This window comes from Microvirga massiliensis, from assembly GCF_001006805.1.
In the GTDB taxonomy this organism is placed as follows: Bacteria; Pseudomonadota; Alphaproteobacteria; order Rhizobiales; family Beijerinckiaceae; genus Microvirga; species Microvirga massiliensis.
In genome coordinates this window covers 48,359-74,137 of the sequence record NZ_LN811369.1, presented here as the reverse complement: position 1 = coordinate 74,137, position 25,779 = coordinate 48,359, and the positions used below count along the sequence as shown (strand labels likewise).

Sequence of the window (25,779 nt, the reverse complement as noted above, 5' to 3'; positions counted from 1 at the left end):
TCCTGCCGCTTCTCGCGAAGTGGCTGTTCGCTGCTTCAGCCTCTACCGGTGAGGTTAGACGCGCTGTCGACCGTGGTTGAATGTTTCAAACCTATACCAGCTACCGGCTCGGCCAACCGATGCGCAATGAACTCAGCGCTAGCATTGACCAGATCCGGAAGCATTGGCTCGGCGACCTCTTTGAGCTGCAGGTGGGGCAGCAGCCGGGCTAGTTCCGCTCGGATCAGTTCTGTGATGCTCTCTACTTGGCTTACACGCATTGTTCCGCTGAGCTTCGCCGACTCACTTTGGATGGCCGTAAGGTCAATCGCGTCAAATGCATCTAGAAGGGTGAGTCCACTGTCTCTCCAGTGGTGGTTGCCGTGGAGGACCTCGCAAAGGGCGCGGATCATTCGCGCCGTGAGAGCGCCAGGCTTATTGTTCGCTGTTTGGGTGATGCACTGCAATGCAGTAATCAGGGTCGCTTGCCCATAGCGCTTGAGGCAGCGTGCAATGGCACCAACAGCCATCGTCTGCCCGGGGTTTTGACGCTCGACCGGTAGCGGGTAGCGAAGAAGCTCCACGTCAGCCCTGGCGCACACATCTGCCACTTCGACGGCCCAAGGCTCGCGTCCTACCAGAGCGGCGGCATGGAGGGCCATGGCGGAAATCGGCGCCGTGATGCCGTTAATTGCCTTAAACGCGATTGCCTGCTGCTCTCGTGCTGCGATAACGACCTGGCAAGGGACACTTTCGATGCCGACAAGCGCGGCGGCCGTTGTCCTGTGCTGACCATCGATGATCGCGAACTTGCCCCCCTCTACGGGAGACACGACGACTGGAGAGAAACAGCACCACGCGAAGGCTTGCGCGATGCGATTAACGTTGCGACGGCCCTGACCGACAATGGGACGCTGGTAGGAGGGATCGACAACGAGATCTTCGATCCGGATCCATTGCAGCATCGGCACTGCGCCAGGGCTGACGGTGGCTGGCTTCTGGAAGCCTTTCGTTGAGATCAGCCTCATTCGGATCTCCATTCGTGGCTGCTGAGATCGTCACCTGAGTCAATTAGGCATCTGCGTGTGAAATGAGGTGGCATCGTATAATTCCATTCCGAGCCATGCCTCCCGCCGCGAGTATGCCGGCGAAATCCTCCTAGTCCGTCATCTAATCATATTTGAGATTGGATCGCTGCTCACCTCACCCGCATTTTCATGAAGCCTTAGTTGGCGCCCAACTGCGAACGCTCGGTCGGTCTTTCACTCGCGGTCGTCAGGCCGAGCTTGCCGCCGGAAAGATTGTCCCCGGTCACCGCTTCAACATGCACGACGTCACCCGGGTTGACGGCAGCATTCTCATCAGCCGCGATCTTCGACGTATCTCCTGTACCCTGGCGCACGATCCAGAAGGCGAGGCGCGGAGTGAGCTGGAGAGAGCGATCGAGCACCAGGCGCGGTGCAACGGTCGTGGCTTCCTCGATCAATTTTTGCGCCGTGACCATCCGTGCCTTGGCTTGGTCGAGCGCGGCTTCCGTTTCCTGTATTTCGGCTACGATGCTGGCTTTGCGCTCTGTTCTCAGGTCGGTCGCGTCCCGCTCTGACTTCCCGATCTCCTGCCTCGCCCGGAGCGCAGCCGTCGTGTAGTCGAGCATCTTGTTCTCCAGCTCGACAACCGTCCGCTCGAGCGCGAATTCACGTGAACTGACCGCGAGGCCTTTGCCGACCAGGGTGCTCACATTCTTCAGTTCCTGTCGCGCAAGTTCAATTTGCCGGTTATGCGCGACGATTTTCTGCTCGAGTGATTCGACCTCACGTGCGAACAGATTTTTCAACTCCGAGGTTGCGGTCAGCTTCGACCGCAAGGCATCGATGCGCGCATTCATGATCGCGGCCTCGTCGGCGATCAGCCGTGCGATATCAGGATCGTTGCGCAACTGGTCTGGTATGCCGATCTGGGGATCTTCCGAGAGTTCCGCGGCGAGGCGGGCACGGCGAGCCAGGAGCCGACGGATCTCGAGGCGAGCGCTCTCGTGGGTTCCGGTTGCAGTAATCTGATCGCGCTCGAGACGGACGAGCCCCGGTTCGACCTGCCGATAAATGCCACCTGCAATTCCGACCGCCTGCAGGACCGTCAATCCTGGCCTGTAGGGATATTCTCCAGGACGCTCTACGGCTCCGACGACGTAAATCGGCCGGTATTGGACGATTTCGACCGATGCCTCGGGCCGGTTTACGGCGCCCGAGCGTTGCTGCAGGGTTTCCGCAATGAGGGCGGCAAACTCGTCGGTCGTCCTGCCTTGCGCAGGCAGGCTCCCGATCAGCGGCAGCGAGACGGTGCCAGAGGTGCTCACAATATATTCGCCGCCGAGGACGGCCCAATCGAAATACTCGGTCTTGTCGGCCCGCCATTCGACGACCTTGACCCGCAACTTGTCTTGGGCTGCGAGGCGATATTCGGCTGCTTCGGCGCCAAGGGGGAGCAAGGCGAGCAGCAACGTCGCGAGCAGTTGACGCAACCCAAACCCGCCTCGTGCCCGCCTCTGATCCTGTGATTGGACGACCGAAGTTCCCATTGCAGCGCCTCTTTGGACCTACATCAGCCACCGCCGCCGGGGCGGCAATACTGAAAGACAACGGAGACACTCGAAACCGATCATGCTCAAACCATCTCGGTTTGGGACCCGCCGACTGTGCTCCATTATCTCTAATCGGGCGCCTTGGTGCCGGCCTGCCCGTTTCCCGCTACTGCTCGGATACGCGATCGCGGCCGTCGTGTAGCTCTGCGACTCATGATGAGTGCTACGGGTTTCAGCTCGAGAACGTATCTCCAAGCGTGAACAACGAACCTCTTGGCATGCACGCCGTCATCTCAGGTGAGGGCGTATCTCCAACTCTCTAATGGTAAATCACTGATTAGAACTAGACTGGTTTCTCTTGGCCGCCAGAGTCAGAATGAACTTTGTTCTAAATGAGACAGGCGTATTGGGGAGAAAATACACACTTTAGTTGAGGACGCAACGGTACACTACGGCTTTTGAGGTAGTCCCAAAAATCCGAAAGGAGAGGGGCGGCACACGATGGGTACCGGTATGCAGTGCAGCCGCCAAGGTGCAATGAGGATTTCGGCCTTCCAAACCGACGGTCTTCGTCGTGACCCGTTGTGAGGAGGCCAGTTTCGGCAGTGCAAACCTAACGCACGCTCATGCGAGCCGAGGCAGGATGGCCCGGAACCTTGAAGCGCTTGCCTGTATCCGTCACGTCCGTGCCATCGACCTTGAGGATGGAGAAGTCCTGGTCGAGGTAGTTCCCGACGTAGAGATACCGTCCGTCGGGAGTGAAGCACACGGCCTCGGGCAATCCGCCGACCTCGATATCCTTCATATGGGTCACGGTCTGGCCGTCGATCTTCAGGACCGCGACAGTCCCGGTCTTGTGGCGGAAATATGCGGTCTTGGAGGCATTGCCGCCGCGCAGGATAGCGGCGGCCGCCACGCCACCCTGTGGGCTGATCCCGAGCCCCTCGGGCCCGTCGCCGACGACGACCCGGTCCGTAATCCGCGGGGGATTGGCTTCGAGATCGATGACGCTCACCGTATCGACGCTGCCGTCAGAGGCACCTGCATTGCCGTTGTCGGCCGTCAGGGCGATCCGACCCGAGGGGGCAACCACCACGTTGTATGGCCACAAGCCTGTCGGAAGGTCGACCTTTTCATAGCTCAGCTTGCCGTCCCGGATCTCCATAAGGGACACCTTGTGGCTCGCAAACTTGACGGCCAGGGCTTTGCGAGCGTCAGGGGTAAACACCACATGTGCGACTTGATCGCCCGCAGAGCCGAGAGCAACCGTGTCGGCGATTGAGACATCCATGCCCTTGATGGACAGGAGGTTCACCGTGCCATCACCGCGATTGGCAACGATGGCCCAGTCGCCGTTAGCGGCGATGTCGAGGCCTGATGGTTGCTTTCCGGCCGTGAGCGACGTCACGAGCTTCGGCGGAGCGGACCTTAAATCGATCACATGGATCTTGTCGTCGGGCACTTGCTTCAGGGCGTCTCCCTCTTTGATCACGTCGACAGAGTCGGCCACGAGCGCGAGCGTTCCATCGGGTGTGATCGCGAGATTGACAGGTGGGCCGATGACGGAGTTCTTCAGCGGCAAATTGGCAACGATCTTGGGCGCCTCGGGCTCTGCGAGGTCCACGATAAGGACATTGTCGCGACCAGGAGCCGAGAGGACGGCCTTTCCTTCGTCGTCCCAGAGGACCTTCTCGTCGTTGCCGACGATCATGAAGGGCGCGGCGTGAGCTGTACTCACTAGTACGGATGCCGCGGAGAGGGCGAGCAATCGCAATCCGAGTCGCATGCTGGAGACCTCCGGCTGCCCAGGACGCGATTGTAGGAGCGAACGCCGCACCGGCGCCAGGGTTACGGCTCTTGCGCCAAAAGTATCGCCCCACCACCTGAGAGAGGTAGGAGAGCCGGCGATGCTGAAGTCTCTGTCTGCCTCCGTCTATGCGGCGCTCGTGACGGTAGGGGTCGTTATCACCCTCGACCTGATGACCGTTGGTCCTGCCCTCGCAAACAAGATTAGCGGCAACGGCTGAGTGGGCCGGGACGCACGCAGGCTGTGCGGCTCGAGCGTCCGCATCGGCATCCGGCCGGTGGTCGCATCCCTGGCGCGGAACGGCGCGCCTTCACCTCGGGTAGATTTGTGAATCCACGAATGGCACTTGCGGAACCGAAACGGCCTCCGGCTCGGGTCGAGCGCGCTGGTCCGCGTCGAGCGCATCGCCGATTAGCACGAGGGTGGGGCCGGCATCCGGAAACTCGGCTGCTCCTGCCGCCAACTCGCCGATGCTCGTCACCACCGCGCTCTCATCCTTCCTCGAGACGTTGCTGATGATGGTCGCCGGCGTAGCAGCGGGCATGCCCCGGGCGATCAGATGCCCGGCAAGGGCGCGCGACGTCTCACGGCCCATATAGATGCACGTCGTGGCTCGCGGGTCCGCCAAGGCGTCCAGATCGAGCTCGGACGGCAGCTCGCCGTGGCGATCATGCCCTGTGACGAACTGGACGCGCTGGGCATGGCGGCGGTGGGTCAGCGACAGCGAGAGGGCGGAAGCAGCGGCGAGGGCGGCGGTAATGCCCGGCACCATGCGAACGGGAATCCCGTGTGCACGGCAGACCTCGATCTCCTCTCCGGCCCGGCCGAAGATCGCAGGATCGCCACCCTTCAGACGGACCACGCGCTGCCCCGCGCCGGCGAGATCGACGAGGAGGCGGTTGATATCCTCCTGGCGGCAGGACGCACCGTGCCCCTGCTTGCCGACGGCGATCCGTTGCGCCTCGCGACGACCGAGTTCAAGCACTTCGGCCGAGACCAGCCGATCGTAGAGAATAACGTCGGCGGCCTGCAACTCGCGGACAGCCTTCAGGGTCAGGAGTTCCGGATCACCCGGACCCGCGCCGACGACGACCACCTCGCCCTTGCCGCGTTGTGGCTTGCCGTCGAGCAGGGCCTTCGCCATACGCTCGAGCTCGGCGAGCCGCTCGTCCTCTTCGGCCTGCGAGATGAAGGCTACATCGACGAAGTTCTCCCAGAATCGGCGGCGCGCCTGCTTCGAGGGCAGCATGGTAGCCAAGCGCTCGCGGAAAGCTTTCGCTGTTTCGCTCCAGCCGCTCAGCGATCTTGGGAGGATCGCCTCCACGCGGCGGCGCACGGCCTGCGCGAGAACGGGAGCCGCGCCGTCCGTGGAGATTGCAACGATGACCGGCGAACGATTGACGATGGCGCCGAACTGAAAGTCACAGAAGTCCGGCTGGTCGATGACATTGACGAGAGCGCCGCGCCGGCGAGCTTCCTCGGCGAAGCGGGCTGCCTCCTCGCCGTCGGTCTCCGCAACGGCAACGGTAACCCCTACGAGATCGGCGGACCGCCAAGGGCGGGCTATGAGCGTGATCGCCAGCGTCGCAGCCGCCAGCGCCTGCAGTTCAGCTGTCGCATCGACGGCATAGACATCCACCTTAGCGCCGGCAGCGGCGAGCAGCTCCGCCTTCCACGCAGCGGCCGCACCTCCCCCGGCGATCACCACCCGACGGTCTGCGACGTCCAGGAATAGGGGGAGCTTCGCGAGTGACTGGAGCCGAGCGGGTCGGGTCTCGATTGGTGCGACGTGGCGCGTCATGGGACGGCCTCCAAGGCAGAAGTGGCGAGAGGTCCGGTATTGCGGTGAAAGTCGGGTCCGTTCGCCGTCGCGGCGATCCGTTGCGAGCGGATCAGGAACGCACTGAAGCGTTCGCCATCCTCACGCTCCCGGGCATAGGCCGCAAAGAGGGAGTCGAGGGCCGCAACGATGCCGTCGTGCTGCAGGTCTTCCGCGTAGAGTTTCGACAGGCGAGAGCCGTCGAACGCCGCGCCGAGATAGAGATTGTAGCGGCCGGGCCCTTTCCCCACGAGGCCGATTTCCGCAAGGTAGGGCCGCGCACAGCCATTCGGGCAGCCGGTCATGCGGATCACGATCTCGTCCTCCGCGAGCCCATGCTTTGCGAGACGCTCTTCGAGGGCGCCGACGAGGTCGGGCAGGTAGCGTTCGCTTTCTGCGAGAGCCAGCCCGCATGTCGGGAGGGCCACGCAGGCCATCGCGTTGTGGCGAAGCGCGGTGGCATGCCGCGTGAGGCCGTGCTCCGCGACGAGCCTCTCGATGGCGTCGCGGTTCTCCGGCTTCACATTGGCAATGATCACGTTCTGGTTCGCCGTGAGCCGGAACTCCCCGTCGTGAACTTCCGCAATGCGCCGAAGGCCTGTGAGCAACGCCGGCCCGTTTGGAATGTCCCGGAGGCGCCCGTTCTCGATGAAGAGCGTCAGGTGGTGGTTTCCGTTGTCACCCTCGACCCAGCCATAGCGATCGCCCGTCGAGTCGAACCGGAAGGGGTGGGGCTCGCCAAAGGGCTTGCCGACGCGATGCTCCACCTCGGCACGAAAGGCAGCAAGGCCGTAATCCTCGAGCGTATATTTGAGGCGCGCATGCTTGCGGTTCGTGCGGTCGCCCCAGTCCCGCTGCACGGTTACGACGGCCTCGGCCACCGCGACCGCATCCTCGGGCGCGCAGAACCCCATGACGTCCGCGGTGCGCGGATAGGTCTCCGGCTCGCCGTGAGTCATGCCCATGCCGCCGCCGACCGTGACGTTCCAGCCCGCGACCTCACCGGTGTCGTCCAGGATCGCGATGAAACCGAGATCCTGTGCGAAGATGTCGACCTCGTTCGAGGGCGGCACTGCGACGACGGTCTTGAATTTGCGGGGCAGATAGGTGCGCCCATAGATGGGCTCAACGACCTCCTCTTCGCCACCAATGATCTTTTCGCCGTCGAGCCAGACCTCGCGATAGGCCGGCGTGCGCGGCAGCAGGTGATCGGAGATCCTGTGGGCGAGATCGTGGGCGGCTCGGTGCGCGCGCGACTGGTGCGGATTCGTGGAGGCGAGCACGTTACGGTTCACGTCACCGCAGGCCGCGAGCGTATCGAGGAGCGCCGCGTCGATCGCCTTCATGGTCGTCTTGAGATTCGACTTGATGACGCCGTGGAACTGGAATGTCTGCCGTGTCGTGAGGCGCAGCGTTCCGTTCGCGTATTCGCGAGCGATGCGGTCGAGCTGGAGCCATTGGGCCGGCGTGCAGACGCCACCTGGGATCCGTAGGCGGATCATGAACGCGAAGGCCTTCTCGAGCTTCTTCTTCGTCCGCTCAGGTCTGAGGTCGCGATCGTCCTGCAGATACATCCCGTGAAACTTCACGAGCTGCTGGTCATCTTCGGTGATCCCGCCGGTCACGACTTCCGTGAGGCCCTCGGCGAGCGTGCCGCGCAGGTAAGCGCTCGCCTCCTTGAGGCGTTCGTTGCGTGAAAGTTCTTTTGTCATCAGCCTGTGCTCAATAGACGTCCTGCAGGAAACGCCGGTCGCGCTCAAGGGTCTCCACGGCAGCCTCCGCCGCATCGGGAGAAAGAGCCTTCACGTCGGCGTAGGCGGCGACGAGCGCCGCGCGCGCATCCTTCGCCATAGCCTTGGCTTCACCGCATAGGTAGAAATGCGCGCCATTCTCCAGCCAGTCGATCACGTCCCGGCGACGTTCGAAGAGGCGATGCTGGACGTAGATCTTCTCCGGCGTGTCGCGCGAGAAGGCGAGGTCGATGCAGGTGAGTGCACCGTCTTTCAGCGCGTCCTGCCATTCGAGCTGGTAGAGAAAGTCATGGGTGTAGCGCCGGTCGCCGAAAAAGAGCCATGACCGACCCGTTGCGCCGATCGCGCGGCGTTCCTGCACGAAGCCGCGGAATGGTGCGACTCCGGTGCCGGGCCCGACCATGATGATGTCCGTGCCACCGTCCGGCAGGCGGAAATGCTTGTTCGGCTTCAGGCGCACCCGCACCGAGCTGCCGGCCTTGAGGCGATCGGCAACGTGGGTCGAGGCAACACCGGCGCGTTGGCGACCATGGCTCGCATAGCGCACGGCAGCGACGAGAAGGTGCGCCTCGTCGCCGGTCTCCTTGCGGGAGGAGGCGATCGAGTAGGCCCGTGGCGGAAGCGGGCGCGTCAGGGCCTGTAACTGCTCCCGCGAGAGGGTAGCCGGAAAGCCTTCGACGAGATCGATGAGTTGGCGCCCCTCGATCCAAGCGCGGGCCTGGCCCTCCTCGAGAAGTCGGCGCGCTTCCGAGTGTCCTGTTGTGGCCGCATAGGTCTCGAGCGTCTTGACGGAAAGGGTGGTGACGTCGCGCTCTGTCGTGAGCGCCTTGCGCAAGTCATCCTCGGCTGAAAGGCCGGTCGCTTGAAGGACGGCCTCGACGAGTGCGGGATCATTCTCCGGAAAAAGCTCCAGAGAGTCGCCTGGTTCATAGGCGGGAACCGTTCCATCGAATCCCAATGCGAGATGGATTGTCTCCTTGTCGGAACGGGACGAGTTGAGATTCACGTGCTCGACAATCTCCGCAGTCACGGGCTCGCGGCTAACGTCTGCGCTCGTGCGAGCAAAGTCGACCGACACGACGTTGTCGGCCTGCGTGCGAGGCGGAGCGATCTTGTCCAGCGTGCCCTTGATCCAGGCGTCGGCCGGCGCATCGAAATCGAGATCGCAATCGACGCGATCGACGGCGCGTGTAGCGCCGAGCGCCTCGAGGCGTGTGTCGATGGCCTTGCCGACGGCGCAGAACTCCGCATAGGCCGAATCGCCGAGTGCCAGCACGCCGAAGGTCACGCCATCGAGGCGCGGAGCAGTACTGCTCATAAGCTCGGCATAGGCCCGAGTGGCGCGAGAGGGCGGTTCGCCTTCGCCCCATGTTGCCGCGATGACGATGAGGCGCTTGTGGCGCGCGAGGTCCGCGACCGCGAGATCGGCAAAATCGATCAGCGTCGGTTTGAATCCGCTCTTGCGTGCGCGCTTTGCGGCGTCCTGGGCCAGACGCTCCGCATTGCCGGATTCACTCGCATAGACGATCGCGAGCGGCTCAGCGGTTCGGGATTCCTGTGCCGGGGCTAGTGCGACCCCGTGCGAAGCGTCAATGCCCGCGAGAAAGCCTGCAAGCCAAGCCCTCTGTACGGGCGATGCCGGTCCGAGCACTTGGTCGAGACTGCGCCGATCGTCGTCGCCGAAAGGCGCGGTGTGGGGGAGAAGAGCCGATGCTGACATGGCCCGGATTCTCCGGTTCAGGTGCCGCCAAGTCAACGAGATTGTTCTTTTTAAAGAACGAGTGGGAGCAGTGGATTCGTTCTCTCGCGGGAACTCGACAGAGATGATTTCTGCGCGGCCACCTCAATCAACTCTCGCGTCCAAAGGTACGACTGCGAAATGCGGGGGAGGGGACTCTCCGAAGGAGTTATTCTTTTTAGAGAACGATCTACGAAGCGCAACACATTCGCCCCAGCGCTCGGAGGGAAGAAATTTCTCAGACCGGACGAATTTCGATGGGAAGCGCCGTACTCGCCTTCACGCGCTCCATGGCAAACCGGGAACTGACGTTCTTGAGTGGAATCGCTGCAATGAGCCGTTTGTAGAAGGCATCATATGCTGCCATGTCGGAGACGATCACGCGCAGCATGTAGTCAATGTCGCCTGCCATCCGGTAGAACTCCAGCACCTCGGGCATCGACGAGACGAGGCTGGCAAAGCGGGCGAGCCATTCCTGCGAGTGATCGTTGGTTTCGATCGAGACGAAGACCGTCAGCCCAAGGCCCAGCTTCTCGGGGTTGAGCAGTGCAACCCGCCGCTCGATCACGCCCTGCGACTCGAGCCGCTGGATGCGTTTCCAGCAGGGGGTCTGAGAGAGGCCGACCCGATCGGCAATCTCGGCAATCGAGAGCGTCGCATCGCGCTGGAGCAGGTCCAGAATCTTGCGGTCAATGGTGTCCATCTGCCGTTCGCAGCAAAAGTGGTAAATTGTTCCCCACCATGGCTTGAAAAGAGAAACACGTTCTCACCACGGCGTGTGCAATGCATGACCGGGAAAGATTTATCTACTTCCGCAGATCTCGACAAGAATAGATGCCGGCCCTGCACGGAAACCGGCTATTTTGGAGGAGCCGTCTGCAAAGGTCCGGGACTTTGACGCACCCTCATCGAAGGAGGTCGCGATGCTCGTCGTGGCTGCGGATCCACGAAGCCGCGTAGCCGCAAAGCGGTGCGATCTTCCGACCCTCTGAACGCGCAATCTCGGCGATCGCGTGCATCAGCCTGCCAGCGGCTCCGGTTCCACGAAGGGAAGGGGGAGCTTCAACATACAGGATCACGAGCACCGAGTCCTGGCGCCGGTAATTGGCAAAGACGATCTGTCCATTCACATCGAGTTCGAACCGGCTCTTCTCTCGGTTGTCGTGAATGCGCGGGCTCATCGCCTCGTCCGTGTCCATGCCAACTGACTCCGGACCAACGCCACCCCGCCGTGCGCGTTCCTCACCACCCGGTATGAGCAGCCGATCAACCCAGCCGCTTGTCGTCGGTCTCGTTTGCTCGAATGTAGGCCGGCCTCGCGGACAGGCGTTCCGCATAATTGGTGAAGGCGGCGCGCTCCTTCAGCCCGGGAGCGCCAAACCGCATCGCATACATGATCTGCGAACCAACATAGACATCGGCCGCACTGAAGGTCTCTCCCAGGATCCAGGGACCCGGCGCGAGAGCATCCGCGAGAGCATCGACGGTGTCCTCGTAGGAGCCATAGCCCAGCACGCTCTTGCGTTCGACCTCCGGCCGCTGCAGCAGCTTGTCCGAAATGGCCGGCTCCAGACAGCCGGCGCCGAAGAACAACCACCGAAAATAGGTGCCGCGCTGCGGATCATGGGTCGAAGGGGCGAGGCCGGCCGCAGGAAATGCATCGGCCAGATAGGCGCAGATGGCCGCCGTCTCGGTAACGACCGTGTCCTCGTGCACGATCGCCGGCACCTTCCCGAGGGCATTGATCCTCAGATAGTCCTGCGCCTTGTGCTCCCCCTTCGTGAGGTCGAGGATCACGGTGCGGTATGGCTGGCCGACCTCCTCGAGCATCCAGTGGGCGATCCGGCCACGAGACATGGGGTTGTGATAGAAAACGATCTCGCCTGGCATGTCCTATGGGCTCCACCGAACGGCTTGGTGCCGGAGCGGGCCCGATCGATTGGGCCCGCTCCGGCACCCTATCCATATCTCAGCTTCCGTCCGCCCTCAAAGCGAACCCGTGACGGCCTCGATGGCACTCTTCGTGGCATCCACGATGATATCCGCCTCCTCGCGCGTGAGACAGAGAGGCGGAGCGAAGCCGAGGATGTCTCCCTGTGGCATCGCGCGCCCGATGACGCCACGCTCCAGAAGCGCTGCAGTGATGCGGGCTCCAACCTTCTCATTCGGATCGAAGAAGACCCGGCCGTCCCGGTCGCGGACGAACTCGACGGCGGCCAACAGGCCTTCGCCACGCACCTCACCAACGAACCGGCTCGATCCCACGGCCTCTGCAAGCGCTGAATTGAAGTAGGTGCCGACTTCGCGTGCGTTGCGGACGAGATCGAGCTCGTCGACGAGCTCGAGATTGGCGACGCCCGCAGCGGCACAGAGAGGATGCGACGAGTAGGTCCAGCCATGTCCGATGGCTCCGAAGCTGTCAGATCCCTGCTCCAGAATGCGCCAGACCTTCTCGGACACGATCACGCCGGAGAGCGGCGCATAGGCCGAAGTCAGGCCCTTCGCGATGGTGATGAGGTCTGGCTCCATCCCGTAATGGTCCGAGCCGAACATCGAGCCGAGGCGCCCGAACCCGGTAATCACCTCGTCGGCGATCAGCAGGATATCGTATTTCCCGAGGACCGCCTGAATCTTGTTCCAATAGCCTCGCGGCGGCGGCACGATGCCTCCGGTGCCGAGGACCGGCTCGCCGATGAAGGCGGCAATCGTCTCCGGCCCCTCAGCCAGGATCATCTTCTCGAGCTTATCGGCGCAATATTGCGAGAACTGCTCCTCGCTCAGGCTTCGATCGGCCCGGCGGAAATAGTATGGGGCCTCCGTATGGAGGATCGGCGCCTGGGGCAGATCGAACAGGTTATGGAAGGCCTCGAGACCCGTGAGGCTGCCGGTCATCAAGCCGGAGCCGTGATAGCCGCGCCAGCGCGAGATGATCTTCTTCTTTTCCGGCCGCCCCAGGACATTGTTGATGTACCAGACAAGCTTGATGTTCGTCTCGTTCGCATCGGATCCGGACAGCCCGAAGAAGACACGGCTCATTCCGCGCGGCGCCCGGTCGATGATCATCTTTGCGAGCCTGATCGAGGGCTCGGATCCATGGCCGACATAGGCGTGGTAATAGGGCAGGGCGACCGCCTGAGCCGCGATGGCGTCGGTGATCTTTGTCCGCCCGTATCCAACATTGACGCAGTAAAGACCTGCGAAAGCATCAAGGCTGCGCCTGCCTTGCCGGTCAGTGATGTACACTCCCTCTGCGCCGGTGATAATGCGGTTCGGCGTTTCACCGCGCGCATGCTGACCCATGTGAGTTGACGGATGAAAAAAGTGATCCCGATCCCACGCGTTGAGTTCGTTATCGGATAGGGGCGCGGCATTCAGCACGGCTGTCTCCATTCAATTGATAGCTTCTTGGCATCGGATGATCGATATCTTCGCGCTCGGCAGCCGTTTACGTCATTCATCGATGTCGAGGCAAAGGTATTTGAGGTCCGTGTAGGCTTCGAGACCATATCGCGACCCTTCACGGCCCATGCCCGATTGCTTCATTCCGCCGAACGGGATCGGCGCGCCGGTGATCTTCACGCGATTGATCGCAACCATCCCGTATTCCGGCGCCCGGCTAAGCCGCAAGGCCCGCGCGGCGTTCGATGTCGCGACATAGGCGACGAGGCCATATTCGGAGCTGTTGGCCCGTGCGACGACTTCCGCCTCACTGTCGAATGGTGTGCCCTCTGCAATCGGCGCGAAGGTTTCTTCATGCATGATGAGAGCGTCGTCCGGCACGTCGGTCAGCATGGCTGGCATCACAAAGAGCGACCCGGGTACATCACCGCCGCCCACGACGAGCCGTGCTCCGCGCTTCACCGCATCATCGAGATGGGCTTTCGCCTTTGCGACGGCACCCCTATGCATCAGCGGTCCGATGTCGACATTCGGCTCCAGTCCCGAGCCTACTTTCAGGCTTGCGATGCGCTTCCCGAAGGCCTCGCAGAAGGCAGGATAGATCGACCTTTGGACATAGATGCGATTCGCTGCAAGGCAATCCTGGCCGGAGGTCGCGAACTTCGCGCCGATCGCGATCTCGACTGCCCGATCGAGATTGGCATCGTCGAACACGATGAGCGGCGCATGCCCGCCGAGCTCCATAACGAGGCGCTTCATGGTCGATGCGCAACGTGCCGCAATGGTCCTGCCGATCTCCGTCGAACCTGTGAAGCTTACGATGCGAACGCGCTCGTCGTCGCAGAACCGGTTCGCGATTGGCTCCGGATCGCCAGTCACGACGTTGAAGACTCCGGCTGGAAACCCGGCCCGCTCGGCGAGTTCGGCGAGTGCGAGGGCCGACAGGGGCGTATGGGAGGATGGATGTGCCACCACGGTACAGCCGGCCACGAGGGCGGCGGCAGCCTTGCGAGTCAACATGGCAGAAGGGAAGTTCCATGGCGTCAGCAGGGCTGCGACTCCGAGCGGCTCCCGGCGCACTATCATTTCTGCGCCAGGCAGGTGGCTCCTCACGCTCTCGACGTTCAGGCGCCTGGCCTTTTCCGCAAACCACTCGACGAAGGACGCCGCGTAATCGATCTCGCCGCGGGACTCGGCCAGAGGCTTGCCCTGCTCGAGAGTCATGATGAGAGCGAGATCTTCTCGCGCCGCGAGGATCAGCTCGAACCAGGCCCGAAGCCGTGCAGAGCGTTCCTGCGGCAGGAGTACCTTCCAGTCCGGGAAGGCAGAAGCTGCCGCACCAATGGCCAGACCGGCTTCGTTCGCACCTAAGCGAGCGACGCGGGCGATAATTCGCTCGGAACTTGGATCGGTGATGACAAGCCGCTCGTCCGAAACGGCTCCGGTCCAGCGTCCGTCGATATAGGCCAGTTCGCGCAGCAGGCGCGGGTCGCGAAGATGGCTCAGAGCCGGATGGGCATCCGTCTTGCCGCGCTCGGATCGAGCCTCCCTGGCAACGGCGATGTGGGTGATTGCGTTCATGCGGCGCGCTCCCGGAAAGCTGATGCCGCGGAAAATAGGTCGTCCTGAAGCGAGAGAGTTTCCGTTCCTGCCCGTGCAGACAGAGAGAGTCTCGGATTCTCGCGTTCGGGGCCGAGAGTTTGCGGCTTCCGGAGCAAGGATCCTCTCGGCATGCCCAGCCCACAAGGTTGATCAGGCGTTTAGAATCGAGCCCAGGAATTCGCGGGTTCGGGGCTGTTCGGGAGCAGAGAAGAATCGCTCGGGTTCACCCTGCTCGACAATACGGCCCTTGTCGAAGAAGCACACTCGATCCGACACCTCTCGGGCGAAGCGCATCTCGTGGGTCACGAGAAGCATCGTGAGATCATGCTCGTGCGCGAGATCCCGGATCACGCCGAGCACCTCGCCGACGAGCTGAGGGTCGAGGGCGGAGGTCGGCTCGTCGAACAGGAGGACGCGGGGCCGCATGGCCAAAGCGCGTGCAATCGCAACGCGCTGCTGCTGCCCGCCCGAAAGCTGGCTCGGATAGTGATCCTTCTTGTCGAGGAGCCCGACCATCCCAAGGAGCTCGACGGCGCGGCTCTCCGCCTCCTCGCGTTTCATCTTGAGCACGGCAATCGGGGCTTCGATGATGTTCCGCAGCACGGTCATATGTGGAAACAGATTGAAGCTCTGGAACACCATGCCGACATTGCTGCGGATCTTGTGCAGGTGCCGCTCGTTGGCCCGGAAGGGGCCATGCCCGTGGGGCTGGTGATAGCTGATGCCGGCAAGTTCCAGCACACCCTCCTGAAACGGTTCCAGCGTCATGAGGATGCGCAGGACCGTCGACTTGCCGGACCCTGAAGGTCCGATCAGCGTGACCTTCTCGCCGGGGCTGACGTCGAAATTGAAGTGATCCAGCACGGTGAGGGCGCCGAACCGCTTCGTAACGTCTTGGAAGCTAATGATGGACTTCATCGAAGGGGAATCCCGCTTTTTGGCAGGGCCCTCTCCAAGGTATGGATGATGGCCGAGCACAGGAGCGTGAGAGGCAGGAAGATCAGGCCGACCACGGAGAGCGGTACAAGATAATCGAAGGTGCGTTCACCGATCATATTAGCGAGTCCCAGCATGTCGAGGACCGTCACGACTGAGAGGACCGGGGTCTCCTTGAGCATGGAGACGAGATAATTGCCGAGGGCCGGCACGATCCGCGGGATCATCTGCGGGACGACGATATCCCAATACGTCTGGAAGCGCGTGAGGTTGAGCGCGATCGCTGCCTCCCACTGGCCCCGCTGCACCGCATCGATGCCAGCTCGATAGACTTCGGACGTATAGGCGGAATATTGCAGGCCGAGCGCCAGGGCTCCCGTCATGAAGGCTGGCAGGACGATCCCGAAATCGGGCAGGACGTAATAGAGAAAGAAGAGCTGAACGAGCAGCGGCGTATCGCGCACGAATTCCGTGAATCCAGCGACTGTCCACGAGATTGCCTTGATATGGCTACGCCGCAGCAACGCCAGAACGAGGCCCAGCACGAGTGCGATTGCAAACCCGACGACTGTTGCCTGGAGGGTGACGATCAGCCCGAACCAGAGGATCGGGAGGATGGAAATGGCGAAGTTGAGCGACGACGACGTGTCCCAGGCATAGCCGTACATCATGAATGCGCACTCCTCGGGAATGCGGGCCCGCGCCTGAGCTTAAACTCGACGAAACGCACGAAGAACATCAGGGCGAGTGCCATGATGAAATAGCCGATGAGCGTCAGAGTATAGATGGTCGCGCTATCCAAGGTGATGTTGCGCACGGACTGAGCCTGGAACGTCAGGTCCGCGATCGAGATCAGCGAGACGAGAGCGGTGTCCTTCAGGTTCTGCACGGCGAGGTTGCCGAAGGATGGCATCATCTCGACGATTGCCTGAGGCATCGAGATATGCCAGAGCGTGTAGCTGCTGCTGAAGTTGAGAGCCCGTGCGGCCTCGAGCTGTGAAGGCTGTACCGAAAGGAGCGCGCCGCGCACCACCTCCGAGCCATAGGCGCCTGTAAGAAGCGACAGCGTCAGAATGCCGGTGGTGATCGGATCGAGCGAAATGCCGATCAGCGGCAGGGCATAATAGAACCAGAAGAGCTGGACGAGGAGAGGCGTGCCGCGGAACAGCGCGACGTAGCCGAATGCAATCCCGGACAGGATCCGGTTGTTGGACGTGCGTGCGATTCCCGCAGCGAAAGAAAGGATCGTCCCCAGCACAAGTGACGCGATGGAGATCATGATGGTCATCTGCGCGCCCTTCAGGAGAGGCGCCAGATACTGCGTCCACGTCATGAACGATTCCTCCTTCGTCTGGGGCGGCCTGGAGGCCATCCGACCCGCCCGGCGAGGGTGCGACCCAGGCCGGGCGGCGGGAGCTGAAGCGCTTCAGATCCCGACGGGACAGATCACTTTCCGGCGCAGAGATCCTTCACGTTCTTGGCGGCTGCCGCCTCGATGCTCTCTTCGCTCAAGCCGTAGGATTTCAGGGTGCGCTTGTATGCATCCGTCTTGCGGTAGGCGACGAGCGCCGTGTTGAAGGCTTCGTAGAGTTTTTTGTCCTCGGGGCGAAAGGCGAAGCCGCCGTAGTTGCGAACCGGTTTGCCGTTGACGATCGGATCGGTGAACGGCTTCACCTGCTCGACACCCTGCTGGCCTTCGGCGAGTTTCGCGACGGTGAGTTCGGTCGCGGCATAGGCATCCGCTCTCGTCTGCACCGTCGAGAGCGCGTCGGCATTGGCCTGGATAATGATGATCTGGTCTTCCTTCACGCCGACGGCACGCAGGAAATCGATGTTGTTGGCACCGGATACCACCGCAACCTTCAAGGACGGGTCCTTGGCAATATCTGCGTAGGTCGTCAGCTTCTTCGGGTTACCCTTCTTGACGAGGAGGCCCTCGCCATAGCTCGAGTTCGGCTCGGTGAACGCCACCTGCCTGCAGCGCTCCGGCGAGATGTTCTGCTCGGCGGCCACAAAGGCATAGCGACGTGCCTTCAGGCCGGGGATGAGTGTGCCGAACGGCGTCACCGTCCAGTTGACATCATTGATGCCCATGCTCTTCAGCACGGCGATCGCCACGTCGGGGCCGATGCCGGCCGCGGTGCCGTCCTCCTTCATATATCCGTAGGGCACTTCGTTGGCGGTCGCGCCCTGGATGTATCCGGCGCTCTTGACCTCTTCGAGGGTAAGTGCCTGGGCGCTTCCCAGCCCCGCCATGAGGGCGAGCGCGGCGATGCCGTATCGAACTGTCTTGTGCATGTCCTCTCTCCTGGATGTAAGTGTAACCGCGTGCCGGCTGACCCGGCTTTCGGCGCTATTGCCGGCGGTTCCTGGCTTCAGATCGCGTCCTCCACCGTTGCGACGACCGCGAGACAGTCTCCGGACTTGATAAGGCCGGGAAAGTGCCGGGCTGCCAGGACGCCGTCGAGCACGGCCCGATATTCGGCCGGGGTCTGCCCGGTTCTTCCGACCGGATGGATGAGGGCGATCACGTCGCCGGCTCGGACGGCGTCGCCGAGATCGACACAGGGTTCGACGAGTCCCTGATCCTCAGCGAACGTGAAGCAATCACCCGAGGGCATGTCGAGCCAGCGTGTCGGCCCGGTTTCGGGCACACCCTCGACAATGCCGGCGTGCTTGAGCACGTTCATCACGCCGCGCTTGGCGATCGCCACCGTCCTCGCCGAGGAGGTCCCGCCGCCGGACAGCTCGGTCGTCACGAACACCTTGCCCATGTCTTCGGCCGTCGTGTCGTACATTCCGACGGCATCGATCTCGCGCATCTTCATGGAATAGGGCGCTGCGAAAGCCGCGACGGCCGCGAAGCAGCGTTGCTCCTGCCCCTTGTCCGGCAATTCGTGCGCGGCGGCATAGGGCAGAAAGTCGAGTGTCCGACCCCCGGAATGGAAATCCAGCACGAGATCTGCCCGCGGGAGCAGCGTGCGGCTGAAGAAGTCGGCGATCTTCTCCGTCACGGTTCCGTCGGGCCGACCGGGGAAGCTACGATTCAGGTTGCCGCAATCGATGGGTGAGGTCCGGGTACCAGCACAGAATGCAGGATAGTTCATCGCCGGCACGATGATGACGCGGCCCTGAACCTGATCCGGTCGGAGCGAGCGGGCCAGGTCGAACAACGCGATCGGCCCCTCGTATTCGTCGCCGTGATTCCCACCCGTGAGGAGCGCCGTCGGGCCATTGCCGCGGGCGATGACGGTGATCGGGATCATCACCGAACCCCAGGCCGAATCGTCCCGACTGTAGGGCAGGCGCAGGAATCCGTGCTGCACGCCCTCCGCATCGAGATCGACAGTGGCCGCGACCGGTGACGGGCGCGGCATCGGCGTAATCGCGTTCATGGCTTCACGAACAACTGGCGCGGAACGTTGGAGAGACAATCGACTCCGGTCTGGGTGATGACGATGCTCTCGGTGATCTCGAGCCCCATGTTCTCCAGCCACAGGCCGGTCATGAAGTGGAAGGTCATGCCCGGCTGCAGTTCCGTGCGGTCGCCGGGACGCAAGCTCATGGTGCGCTCGCCCCAGTCGGGCGGATAACTCAGGCCGATCGGATAACCGGTCCGATTGTCCTTGACGATGCCGTAGCGCTTCAGAACGGCGAAGAAGGCATTCGCGATGTCCTCGCAGGTATTGCCGGGTCGCGCCGCTGCGAGTCCTTCTTCCATGCCTTCCAGGACCGCCTTTTCGGCATCCAGGAATTCCCGGGTGGGTTTTCCGAGAAATACCGTTCGCGAAAGGGGACAGTGGTAGCGCTTGTAGCAGCCTGCGACCTCGAAGAACGTGCCTTCGCCGCGACGCATCGGCCGGTCGTCCCAGGTCAGGTGCGGCGCGGATGCCTCTTCGCCAGAGGGCAGCAACGGGACGATGGCCGCATAGTCGCCGCCGTAGTCCGCGACACCCCGCAGGCTGGCATCGTAGATCTCCGCCACGAGATCGGATTTGCGCATCCCGGGCTCGACCCTCTCGAGGATGCGCCGGTGCATCGCCTCGACGATGCGGCCAGCCTTGCGCATGTAGTCGATTTCCGTCGGGCTCTTGACGGCGCGCTGCCAGTTCACCAGCGAGAGCGCATCCTTGAATGTCGCATTCGGCAGGTGCTTCGTCAGAGACAGGTAGGCGGCTGCGGAGAAATAGTAATTGTCCATCTCCACCGCGATCGTGAGACGGTCCCAGCCGCGCTCCTCGATGATCTTCGATAGAAGATCCATCGGATGCCGCTCCGTCGACTGAACGTAATGGTCCGGGTAGCCGATGATGTGATCGTGCGCGAGATAAGCGGTGCGCTTCGCGCCGTTGGCATCCTGCCCGCGGCCATACCAGATCGGCTCGCCCTCCGGCGGGACCACCACGCATTGGTGCACGTAGAAGGACCAGCCGTCATAGCCGGTGAGCCAATGCATGTTGGACGGATCGGTAATGATCAGGAGATCGATCCCGGCGCGCTCCATGGCCTGACGGGTCTTGGCGAGACGTTCGGCATATTCCGCTCTGCTGAAATTGAGGGTGGGCGCGCTCAAAGTCACTCTCCAGATGCCTCTCGTGTGTCGATGGATCGCCCCGCCCCATTCTCGATGGCGCGGCGGTAGGCCAGATTGGCGATGGCGGTGTCCTGCACTCCAGTGCCGGTCAGGTCGCACAGGGTGATGTCGTGATCATGCTCGCGGCCCGGTGCCCGGCCCGATACGACCTGCCCGAGTTCCGGGAAAGATCGATCCAGTGTGACCAGGCCCGCGCTGATCGCGTGATGGAGTTCGCCGAGCCGGCGCGTCTGCCCGAGGTTGTCCGCGACATACTTCACGCGCGCCAGGGCAGCAGGCTCGATCTCGTTCTTGTGCTCGGAATCGGAGCCCATGGCCGTCACATGTTGCCCCGGCTGAAGCCAGGATGCCTGCAGGATCGGCCGCTCCGCGGGCGTCGTTGTCACGATGATATCGACACCACTGCAGGCGGCCTCCGCGCTCTCTGCGGTAAGGACGGAGATACCGAGCGTCTCGCTCAGCTCGCGCGCGGCCACCTCCGACTTGGCAGGGTCGCGTGCCCAGATCCGGGCACTGGTGAGGGGGCGGACCAGCGTGAGCGCTTTCAGCTGCAGCCGGGCCTGCACCCCCGCACCCAGGATCGCGGCGACCCTGGCATCCGGCCTCGCCAGATGCCTCGCAGCGACTGCTCCGGCGGCTGCAGTACGCACGTCGGTGAGATACCCATTGTCGAGCAGCAACGCCTCGACCAACCCCGTACGCGTGCTGAAGAGGATCATCAGGCCATTGAGGCTGGGCAGGCCGAGCTTCGGATTATCGAAGAAGCCGGGGCTGATCTTGATCGCGAAGCCATCAAGGCCCGGCACATAGGCGGTTTTGACATCGACCTCGCCGCGATTCTCGACGAGATCGAGCCGCATGATCGGCGGCATCACCACGGCTTTGGTGGCCAGCGCCGCGAAGGCGTCTTCGACGCAGTCGATCGCGCTGGAATCGAGCCGCACGATGTTGCGCAGATCGGGTTCGGTCAGGATGAACATCCTTGCCATCAGACACGAGCCTCCGGGGAAGTATGTGCGTTCGTAATGCTCGCGTGGACGATGGTCCTATGCCGGACCTCATCGATGTTCCGGCCGGAAACCAGAACGACCACCGGCCCCTTCGGCGCGACCTTGCCCGCCAGGAGCGCCGCGATGCCGACAGCGCCCGCGCCTTCGACGATTTCTCCCTCGACCATAAAGGCGTGCCGAATGCCCTCTGCAATTTCGCTTTCCGAAAGCAGCACCACGTCATCGAGAAGATCCCGGCACATCGCAAAGGTATGCCGGTTGTCGAGGCCGATACCGCCGCCGAGCGAGTCGGCAAGTGTTTCGAGCTCCTCGACTAGCACCGGCTTGCCGGCAAGCAGGCTCGCTTGCATCGCTGCGCCGCGTTCCATGGAGACGCCGACCACGCGCGCGTGCGGAATCCTGCCCTTGACGGCTGCGGCAACGCCCGCGGCGAGTCCGCCACCCGATAGGGGAACCAGGATCAGTTCTGCCTGGGGAGAGTCCTCTACGATTTCGAGGCCCGCCGTGCCCTGGCCGGCGATCACCGCCTCATGGTCGAAGGGCGGGATTGCAGTCAGACCCTGCTCGCTCACGAGACGATCGACCTCCTCCTGCGCATCGTCCTGCGAATGACCGACGATGCGCACCTCCGCGCCGAGTGCGCGCACGGCTTCGACCTTGTTGTCGGGAACGAGGCTCGACATGCACACGACCGCCCGCACGCCTGCCTCGCGAGCGGCGTAGGCGAGGGCCCGACCGTGATTCCCGGTCGATGCGGTGACGAGACCGCGCAGCCGTGCCTCGTCGCTCAGCGAGAGCAGAGCGTTCGTTGCGCCCCGTAGCTTGAAGCTGCCAGTCGTCTGGTGGCTTTCGAGTTTGAGAAAGACCGGTGTGCCACAGCGGATCGCCAGGCTGGGAGAAGGCACGAGGGGCGTGCGACGGACTCGATCGGCAATGCGGCTTCTGGCCTGCACGATGTCAGCGAGTCCAACCATAGCCGTCATCGCGCGCGACCGGACGAAGTCACCGTGGCAGGGGATCCGGATTGCAGGCGCGCCAGCCAATCAGCTTTGGCCGATTGAACGGGAGCGTTGGTCGCGTGTCTCGGGTCCATCATTCACCACAGCCCAGATCGAGCGATGGTGGGATCGGCCCGATTTCATGTCAATTGTTATATTGTCATGAAACAATCGGCGCCCTACGCGATTGAGCCGACGTCGAAGACCGGCGGTAGCTGCTCGAACGTACTCCGCACGGTCTGAAGGGCGTTGCGCAAAGCGGCGTGCGACAGACGTCCGCCGAGACAGATCCGGATGCCACCCTCGCTCCCCTTGCCCGCAATAAAGGGATCGGACGGGGTCACCGCGATCTTGTGTTGCGCCAGCGCGCGCACGAGGCCTTCCTCGGTCCATCGCGGCGGCACCCTAAGCCAGGCGCACAGCGAGAGCGGATGGGTCTGGGCCACGTGCTCGCCCAGCGTCTCCGCCACGATGGCCTGGCGCGCGCGAGCTTCGGTGCGCTGCACCTCGATCAGCTCCTGCGCCGTCCCATCCTCGATCCAGCGCGCTGCAATTTCGGAGGGGAGGTTGGTCGCGCTCCAGGTCGTCACCCGCATGATGCTGGCAATTCGGATGCTGTATTGCGGCGGCACGACAAGGTAGCCGACCCGCAGACCGGTCATCACCGACTTCGTGAAGCTGGTGACGAAGAAGCCGAGATCCGGCAGGAGTTCGGTGATAGCAGGAAGGGGCTTGTCGAGCAGCGGCTTGAAGACTTCATCCTCGATCACGAAGACGCCATGGCGGCGCGCGACCTGCGCGATGGCACGCCTGCGTTCGGCGCCGGCGAGATGGCTCGTCGGATTTCCGAGAGTCGGGACAAGGACGAGGGCAGTGACGCCGCCGGCTCTGCAGGCCTCCTCGAAGGCCTCGACGAGAATGCCTTCCCGGTCGGTCGGCAGGCCGCGCAGGCTGAAGCCCAGCACGTTTGCAAGCCCGATGATACCGTGGTCGGTCAGGTTCTCGGTCAATACGACCTCGCCCGGCTGAACGAGGGCCGCGATTGCGAGAAAGATGCCGTGCGCCGTGCCGTTGGTGATGAGGATGCGGTCCGTGCTGGCCTCGACACCGAGTCTTTTCAGCCAGATCTGCGCCGCCCTACGATGCTGGTCGAGCCCGGCTATCGGCCGGCAGGGGCGCATGAAGGCACTGTTGTCGTCACTGGCCAGCGTCCGCATCATGGAGCGCGAGGCACGTTCATGCGCTTCCGAGTAGACGGCACGGATAATGGAGAGGTCGACCGTCTCGCCGGGGCTACGATCGAGCATGAAGCGGTCGGCATGCGCCCTGGTGCGATTGCGTACGAAGGTTCCGCGGCCGACCTCGCCCTGCAGGTAGCCGCGCCGCTCTGCCTCTTTGTAGCTCAGGCTGACGGTCTGAACCGAGACCCCCAACTGGCGCGCCAGGTCGCGGTGGGTCGGCATGCGGGCATGGGCCGGGAGGATACTGGCGTCGATGTCCGCCAGGATTTGTTCCGTCAGCAGCCTGTGCTTGGGGACACCCTTGCGGCGGACGAGCGTGGGGCGCCAGTCGATGGATGCACCCTCGTAATCGTTTGCTTCGGTTTCACGATCTGCCCCGGAGGGCACGGAGCGGCGCATGGGATTGTCTCGAACAAATGTGATGAGATAATCTTGCCATTGTAATGGAATTCTGAACAGCGATGAAGCTCGACAAGATCGACCTGAAGATCCTCGCAGTTCTTCGGGATGACGGCCGGATGACGAAGCTTCGCCTGGCGGAGGCGGTCAACCTTTCGCCAACCGCATGCTGGGAGCGCCTCAGCCGACTCGAAAAGAATGGCATCATCGCGGGCTATACCGCGCGCATCAACACGGACCGGATAGAGCGCAGGACGACGGTCCTCATCGAGGTCACCCTGAAGCGTCACCAGCAGGCCGATTTCCAGCGCTTCGAAGCTGCCATCCAAAGAGAGCCTGCGATCGTGTCATGTGACGCGACGGGTGGCGGCGTGGATTACATCCTCAAGGTCGTGACCGCCGATATCGATTCCTACCAGCGGCTGATCGACAGGCTCCTGATGCTCGACCTCGGCATCGACCGCTATTTCACCTTTGTCGTGACGAATAGCGTAAAGGCCACGGATCCGCCACTCGGTCAGTTCGTTGACTGACTTGGCCACGATCGGGCAGGGCGACCAGTCGGCGGACCGGGTCCAGCGCGAGATCACGTTTCAGGCCGCCGATCGCACGCGCCCTCTGCCTCCGATCCGTTCTGCCCTGCCTTCTCACGACCGGAAACCGGCGCGAACCGGCTTGACCCAGCCATGCGGGTCCGGGGCGGTGCCGTACTGCAGGCCCGTGATGGCATCGAACAATCGGCGGGTGAGCGGTCCGATTTGCCCGTTCGCGATCGTCAGATGCTCGGACTTGTATCCGAGTTCTCCGACGGGCGAGACGACCGCCGCCGTTCCAGTCCCCCACATCTCCGTAAGCGTTCCGTTGCGATTGGCCGCGACGACGTCGTCGATTGCAATGGGGCGCTCGGAGACGGCTATTCCCCAATCCTTCAGAAGAGTGATGGCCGTATCGCGCGTGATGCCGGCCAGGATCGTTCCCGACAGTGGTGGTGTGATCACCTCGTCGCCGATGCGGAGCATGATGTTCATCGTGCCGACTTCGTCGAGGTAGCGATGCTGGACCCCGTCGAGCCACAGCACCTGACTGAAGCCCTCCTGCTTCGCCTCCTCCGCCGCATAGAGGCTCGCCGCATAGTTCGCGCCGGCCTTGAAGGCGCCGAGGCCACCTTCGACCGCCCGGACATGACGCTCGGCGACGAGAATGCTGACCGGATCGATGCCTTCGGCGTAGTAGGAGCCCACCGGCGAGGCGATGAGAAAATACGTGTATGCCTTGGCCGGACGAACGCCGAGAAAGCGTTCCGTGGCGATGACCGCCGGGCGCAGGTAGAGGGACGTTCCGGGCCGCGACGGAACCCAATCCCGGTCGGTATCCACGAGGGCATGAAACGAGGCCTCAATCATGGCTTCGTCCAGGGGCGGGATGCAAAGCCCGGCGCAGGATCGGTTCAGGCGGGCGGCGTGATCTCCCGGCCTGAACAGCCGAAGCGACCCGTCCTGGCCGCGATAGGCCTTCAATCCGTCAAAGACGGCCTGGGCGTAATGAAGAACCGCCGACGCGGGATCCATCGCGAGAGGCTGGTAGGGCACGATCCGGGGAGAATGCCATCCGTCTCCATCGTCGTAGTCCATCAGGAACATGTGGTCGGTAAAGACCTGACCGAACCCCAAGGCCTCCTCGGAGACGCGAGGCTTTGGACTGGTGGTGCGCGTAATGTCGATCGGCAGCATCATGAACTCCCCACGTAATAGCTCGCGCGGCCGAACGGGTCCCCCTCCCGACCGGTCCCATGACGATCCGATATCATGACGTGTTGCAGGCGTGAACGAGGCTCGGCGGAGTGCAGACACAATGATTGCCCGAGAGGGCGTGCAGCATGGAAGGCTCCGGCCAAGTCTTTCTGCTCTTGGGGAGCCGGCCTAAGCGCT

Annotated in this window: 21 protein-coding genes and 1 pseudogene; 1 reads left to right on the top strand and 21 read right to left on the bottom strand. The window is 62.8% G+C overall.

Annotated elements, in window-relative coordinates:
• Window positions 1-35: 35 nt before the first annotated feature.
• From BN1233_RS38440 to ehuR, 20 genes and pseudogenes are all read right to left on the bottom strand, one after another.
• Window positions 36-1,007 (bottom strand): DUF6551 family protein, encoded by a 972-nt coding sequence (locus BN1233_RS38440; protein ID WP_052764109.1) that lies wholly within the window; start codon window positions 1,005-1,007, stop codon window positions 36-38.
• Between the two features lie 197 nt (window positions 1,008-1,204).
• On the bottom strand, window positions 1,205-2,554 hold the full coding sequence (locus BN1233_RS38435; RefSeq protein ID WP_082145903.1) for a polysaccharide biosynthesis/export family protein: 1,350 nt from the start codon (window positions 2,552-2,554) through the stop codon (window positions 1,205-1,207).
• A 616-nt stretch (window positions 2,555-3,170) separates the two neighbouring features.
• Window positions 3,171-4,295 (bottom strand): YncE family protein, encoded by a 1,125-nt coding sequence (locus BN1233_RS38430; RefSeq protein WP_244471006.1) that lies wholly within the window; start codon window positions 4,293-4,295, stop codon window positions 3,171-3,173.
• Window positions 4,296-4,674: 379 nt separating this feature from the next.
• Window positions 4,675-6,165, bottom strand: coding sequence for a siroheme synthase CysG (gene cysG, locus BN1233_RS38425; RefSeq protein ID WP_046868943.1), 1,491 nt, complete (start codon window positions 6,163-6,165; stop codon window positions 4,675-4,677).
• Window positions 6,162-7,886, bottom strand: a pseudogene (locus BN1233_RS38420) (NADPH-dependent assimilatory sulfite reductase hemoprotein subunit); the annotation flags it as partial. The pseudogene BN1233_RS38420 and the gene cysG, both read right to left, overlap by 4 nt.
• A gap of 19 nt (window positions 7,887-7,905) precedes the next feature.
• Complete coding sequence (locus BN1233_RS38415) at window positions 7,906-9,654, bottom strand: diflavin oxidoreductase (protein ID WP_046868941.1); 1,749 nt, start codon at window positions 9,652-9,654, stop codon at window positions 7,906-7,908.
• A gap of 256 nt (window positions 9,655-9,910) precedes the next feature.
• Window positions 9,911-10,375: an Lrp/AsnC family transcriptional regulator gene (locus tag BN1233_RS38410; protein WP_046868940.1), complete on the bottom strand. Its 465-nt coding sequence runs from the start codon at window positions 10,373-10,375 to the stop codon at window positions 9,911-9,913.
• A gap of 202 nt (window positions 10,376-10,577) precedes the next feature.
• Window positions 10,578-10,871 (bottom strand): GNAT family N-acetyltransferase, encoded by a 294-nt coding sequence (locus BN1233_RS38405; protein WP_244471007.1) that lies wholly within the window; start codon window positions 10,869-10,871, stop codon window positions 10,578-10,580.
• A gap of 67 nt (window positions 10,872-10,938) precedes the next feature.
• Window positions 10,939-11,562 carry a glutathione S-transferase family protein gene (locus BN1233_RS38400; protein ID WP_046868939.1) on the bottom strand — a complete coding sequence of 208 codons (624 nt, stop codon included), beginning with the start codon at window positions 11,560-11,562 and terminating at the stop codon, window positions 10,939-10,941.
• 96 nt (window positions 11,563-11,658) lie between these two features.
• On the bottom strand, window positions 11,659-13,050 hold the full coding sequence (locus BN1233_RS38395) for an aspartate aminotransferase family protein (protein WP_046868938.1): 1,392 nt from the start codon (window positions 13,048-13,050) through the stop codon (window positions 11,659-11,661).
• Window positions 13,051-13,122: 72 nt separating this feature from the next.
• The gene (locus BN1233_RS38390; RefSeq protein WP_046868937.1) at window positions 13,123-14,652 is read right to left on the bottom strand and encodes an NAD-dependent succinate-semialdehyde dehydrogenase; all 1,530 of its coding nucleotides are present in this window, start codon (window positions 14,650-14,652) and stop codon (window positions 13,123-13,125) included.
• 171 nt (window positions 14,653-14,823) lie between these two features.
• Complete coding sequence (gene ehuA, locus BN1233_RS38385) at window positions 14,824-15,591, bottom strand: ectoine/hydroxyectoine ABC transporter ATP-binding protein EhuA (protein WP_046868936.1); 768 nt, start codon at window positions 15,589-15,591, stop codon at window positions 14,824-14,826.
• Window positions 15,588-16,280, bottom strand: a complete 693-nt coding sequence (ehuD, locus tag BN1233_RS38380) for an ectoine/hydroxyectoine ABC transporter permease subunit EhuD (protein WP_046868935.1) — start codon at window positions 16,278-16,280, stop codon at window positions 15,588-15,590. The genes ehuA and ehuD overlap by 4 nt, the downstream gene beginning before the upstream one ends.
• On the bottom strand, window positions 16,277-16,942 hold the full coding sequence (ehuC, locus tag BN1233_RS38375; protein WP_046868934.1) for an ectoine/hydroxyectoine ABC transporter permease subunit EhuC: 666 nt from the start codon (window positions 16,940-16,942) through the stop codon (window positions 16,277-16,279). Before ehuC ends, ehuD begins: the two co-directional genes overlap by 4 nt.
• Window positions 16,943-17,055: 113 nt before the next feature.
• Window positions 17,056-17,907, bottom strand: a complete 852-nt coding sequence (gene ehuB / locus BN1233_RS38370; protein WP_046868933.1) for an ectoine/hydroxyectoine ABC transporter substrate-binding protein EhuB — start codon at window positions 17,905-17,907, stop codon at window positions 17,056-17,058.
• A 77-nt stretch (window positions 17,908-17,984) separates the two neighbouring features.
• Window positions 17,985-19,004 carry a N(2)-acetyl-L-2,4-diaminobutanoate deacetylase DoeB gene (gene doeB / locus BN1233_RS38365; RefSeq protein WP_046868932.1) on the bottom strand — a complete coding sequence of 340 codons (1,020 nt, stop codon included), beginning with the start codon at window positions 19,002-19,004 and terminating at the stop codon, window positions 17,985-17,987.
• Entirely contained in the window at window positions 19,001-20,182 is a 1,182-nt protein-coding gene (gene doeA / locus BN1233_RS38360; RefSeq protein ID WP_046868931.1) for an ectoine hydrolase DoeA, read from the bottom strand. The genes doeB and doeA overlap by 4 nt, the downstream gene beginning before the upstream one ends.
• 2 nt (window positions 20,183-20,184) lie before the next feature.
• Window positions 20,185-21,192 carry an ectoine utilization protein EutC gene (gene eutC / locus BN1233_RS38355; protein WP_046868930.1) on the bottom strand — a complete coding sequence of 336 codons (1,008 nt, stop codon included), beginning with the start codon at window positions 21,190-21,192 and terminating at the stop codon, window positions 20,185-20,187.
• Window positions 21,192-22,187, bottom strand: a complete 996-nt coding sequence (gene eutB / locus BN1233_RS38350) for a hydroxyectoine utilization dehydratase EutB (RefSeq protein ID WP_046868929.1) — start codon at window positions 22,185-22,187, stop codon at window positions 21,192-21,194. Before eutB ends, eutC begins: the two co-directional genes overlap by 1 nt.
• A gap of 203 nt (window positions 22,188-22,390) precedes the next feature.
• Complete coding sequence (ehuR, locus tag BN1233_RS38345; protein ID WP_046868982.1) at window positions 22,391-23,785, bottom strand: MocR-like ectoine utilization transcription factor EhuR; 1,395 nt, start codon at window positions 23,783-23,785, stop codon at window positions 22,391-22,393.
• Window positions 23,786-23,913: 128 nt separating this feature from the next.
• On the opposite strand from ehuR, the gene BN1233_RS38340 reads away from it, so the two are divergent.
• Window positions 23,914-24,384 (top strand): Lrp/AsnC family transcriptional regulator, encoded by a 471-nt coding sequence (locus BN1233_RS38340; protein ID WP_046868928.1) that lies wholly within the window; start codon window positions 23,914-23,916, stop codon window positions 24,382-24,384.
• Between the two features lie 114 nt (window positions 24,385-24,498).
• Here BN1233_RS38340 and BN1233_RS38335 read toward each other — a convergent pair whose 3' ends face one another.
• Window positions 24,499-25,584, bottom strand: coding sequence for a branched-chain amino acid aminotransferase (locus BN1233_RS38335; protein WP_187144468.1), 1,086 nt, complete (start codon window positions 25,582-25,584; stop codon window positions 24,499-24,501).
• Between the last annotated feature and the right edge of the window lie 195 nt (window positions 25,585-25,779).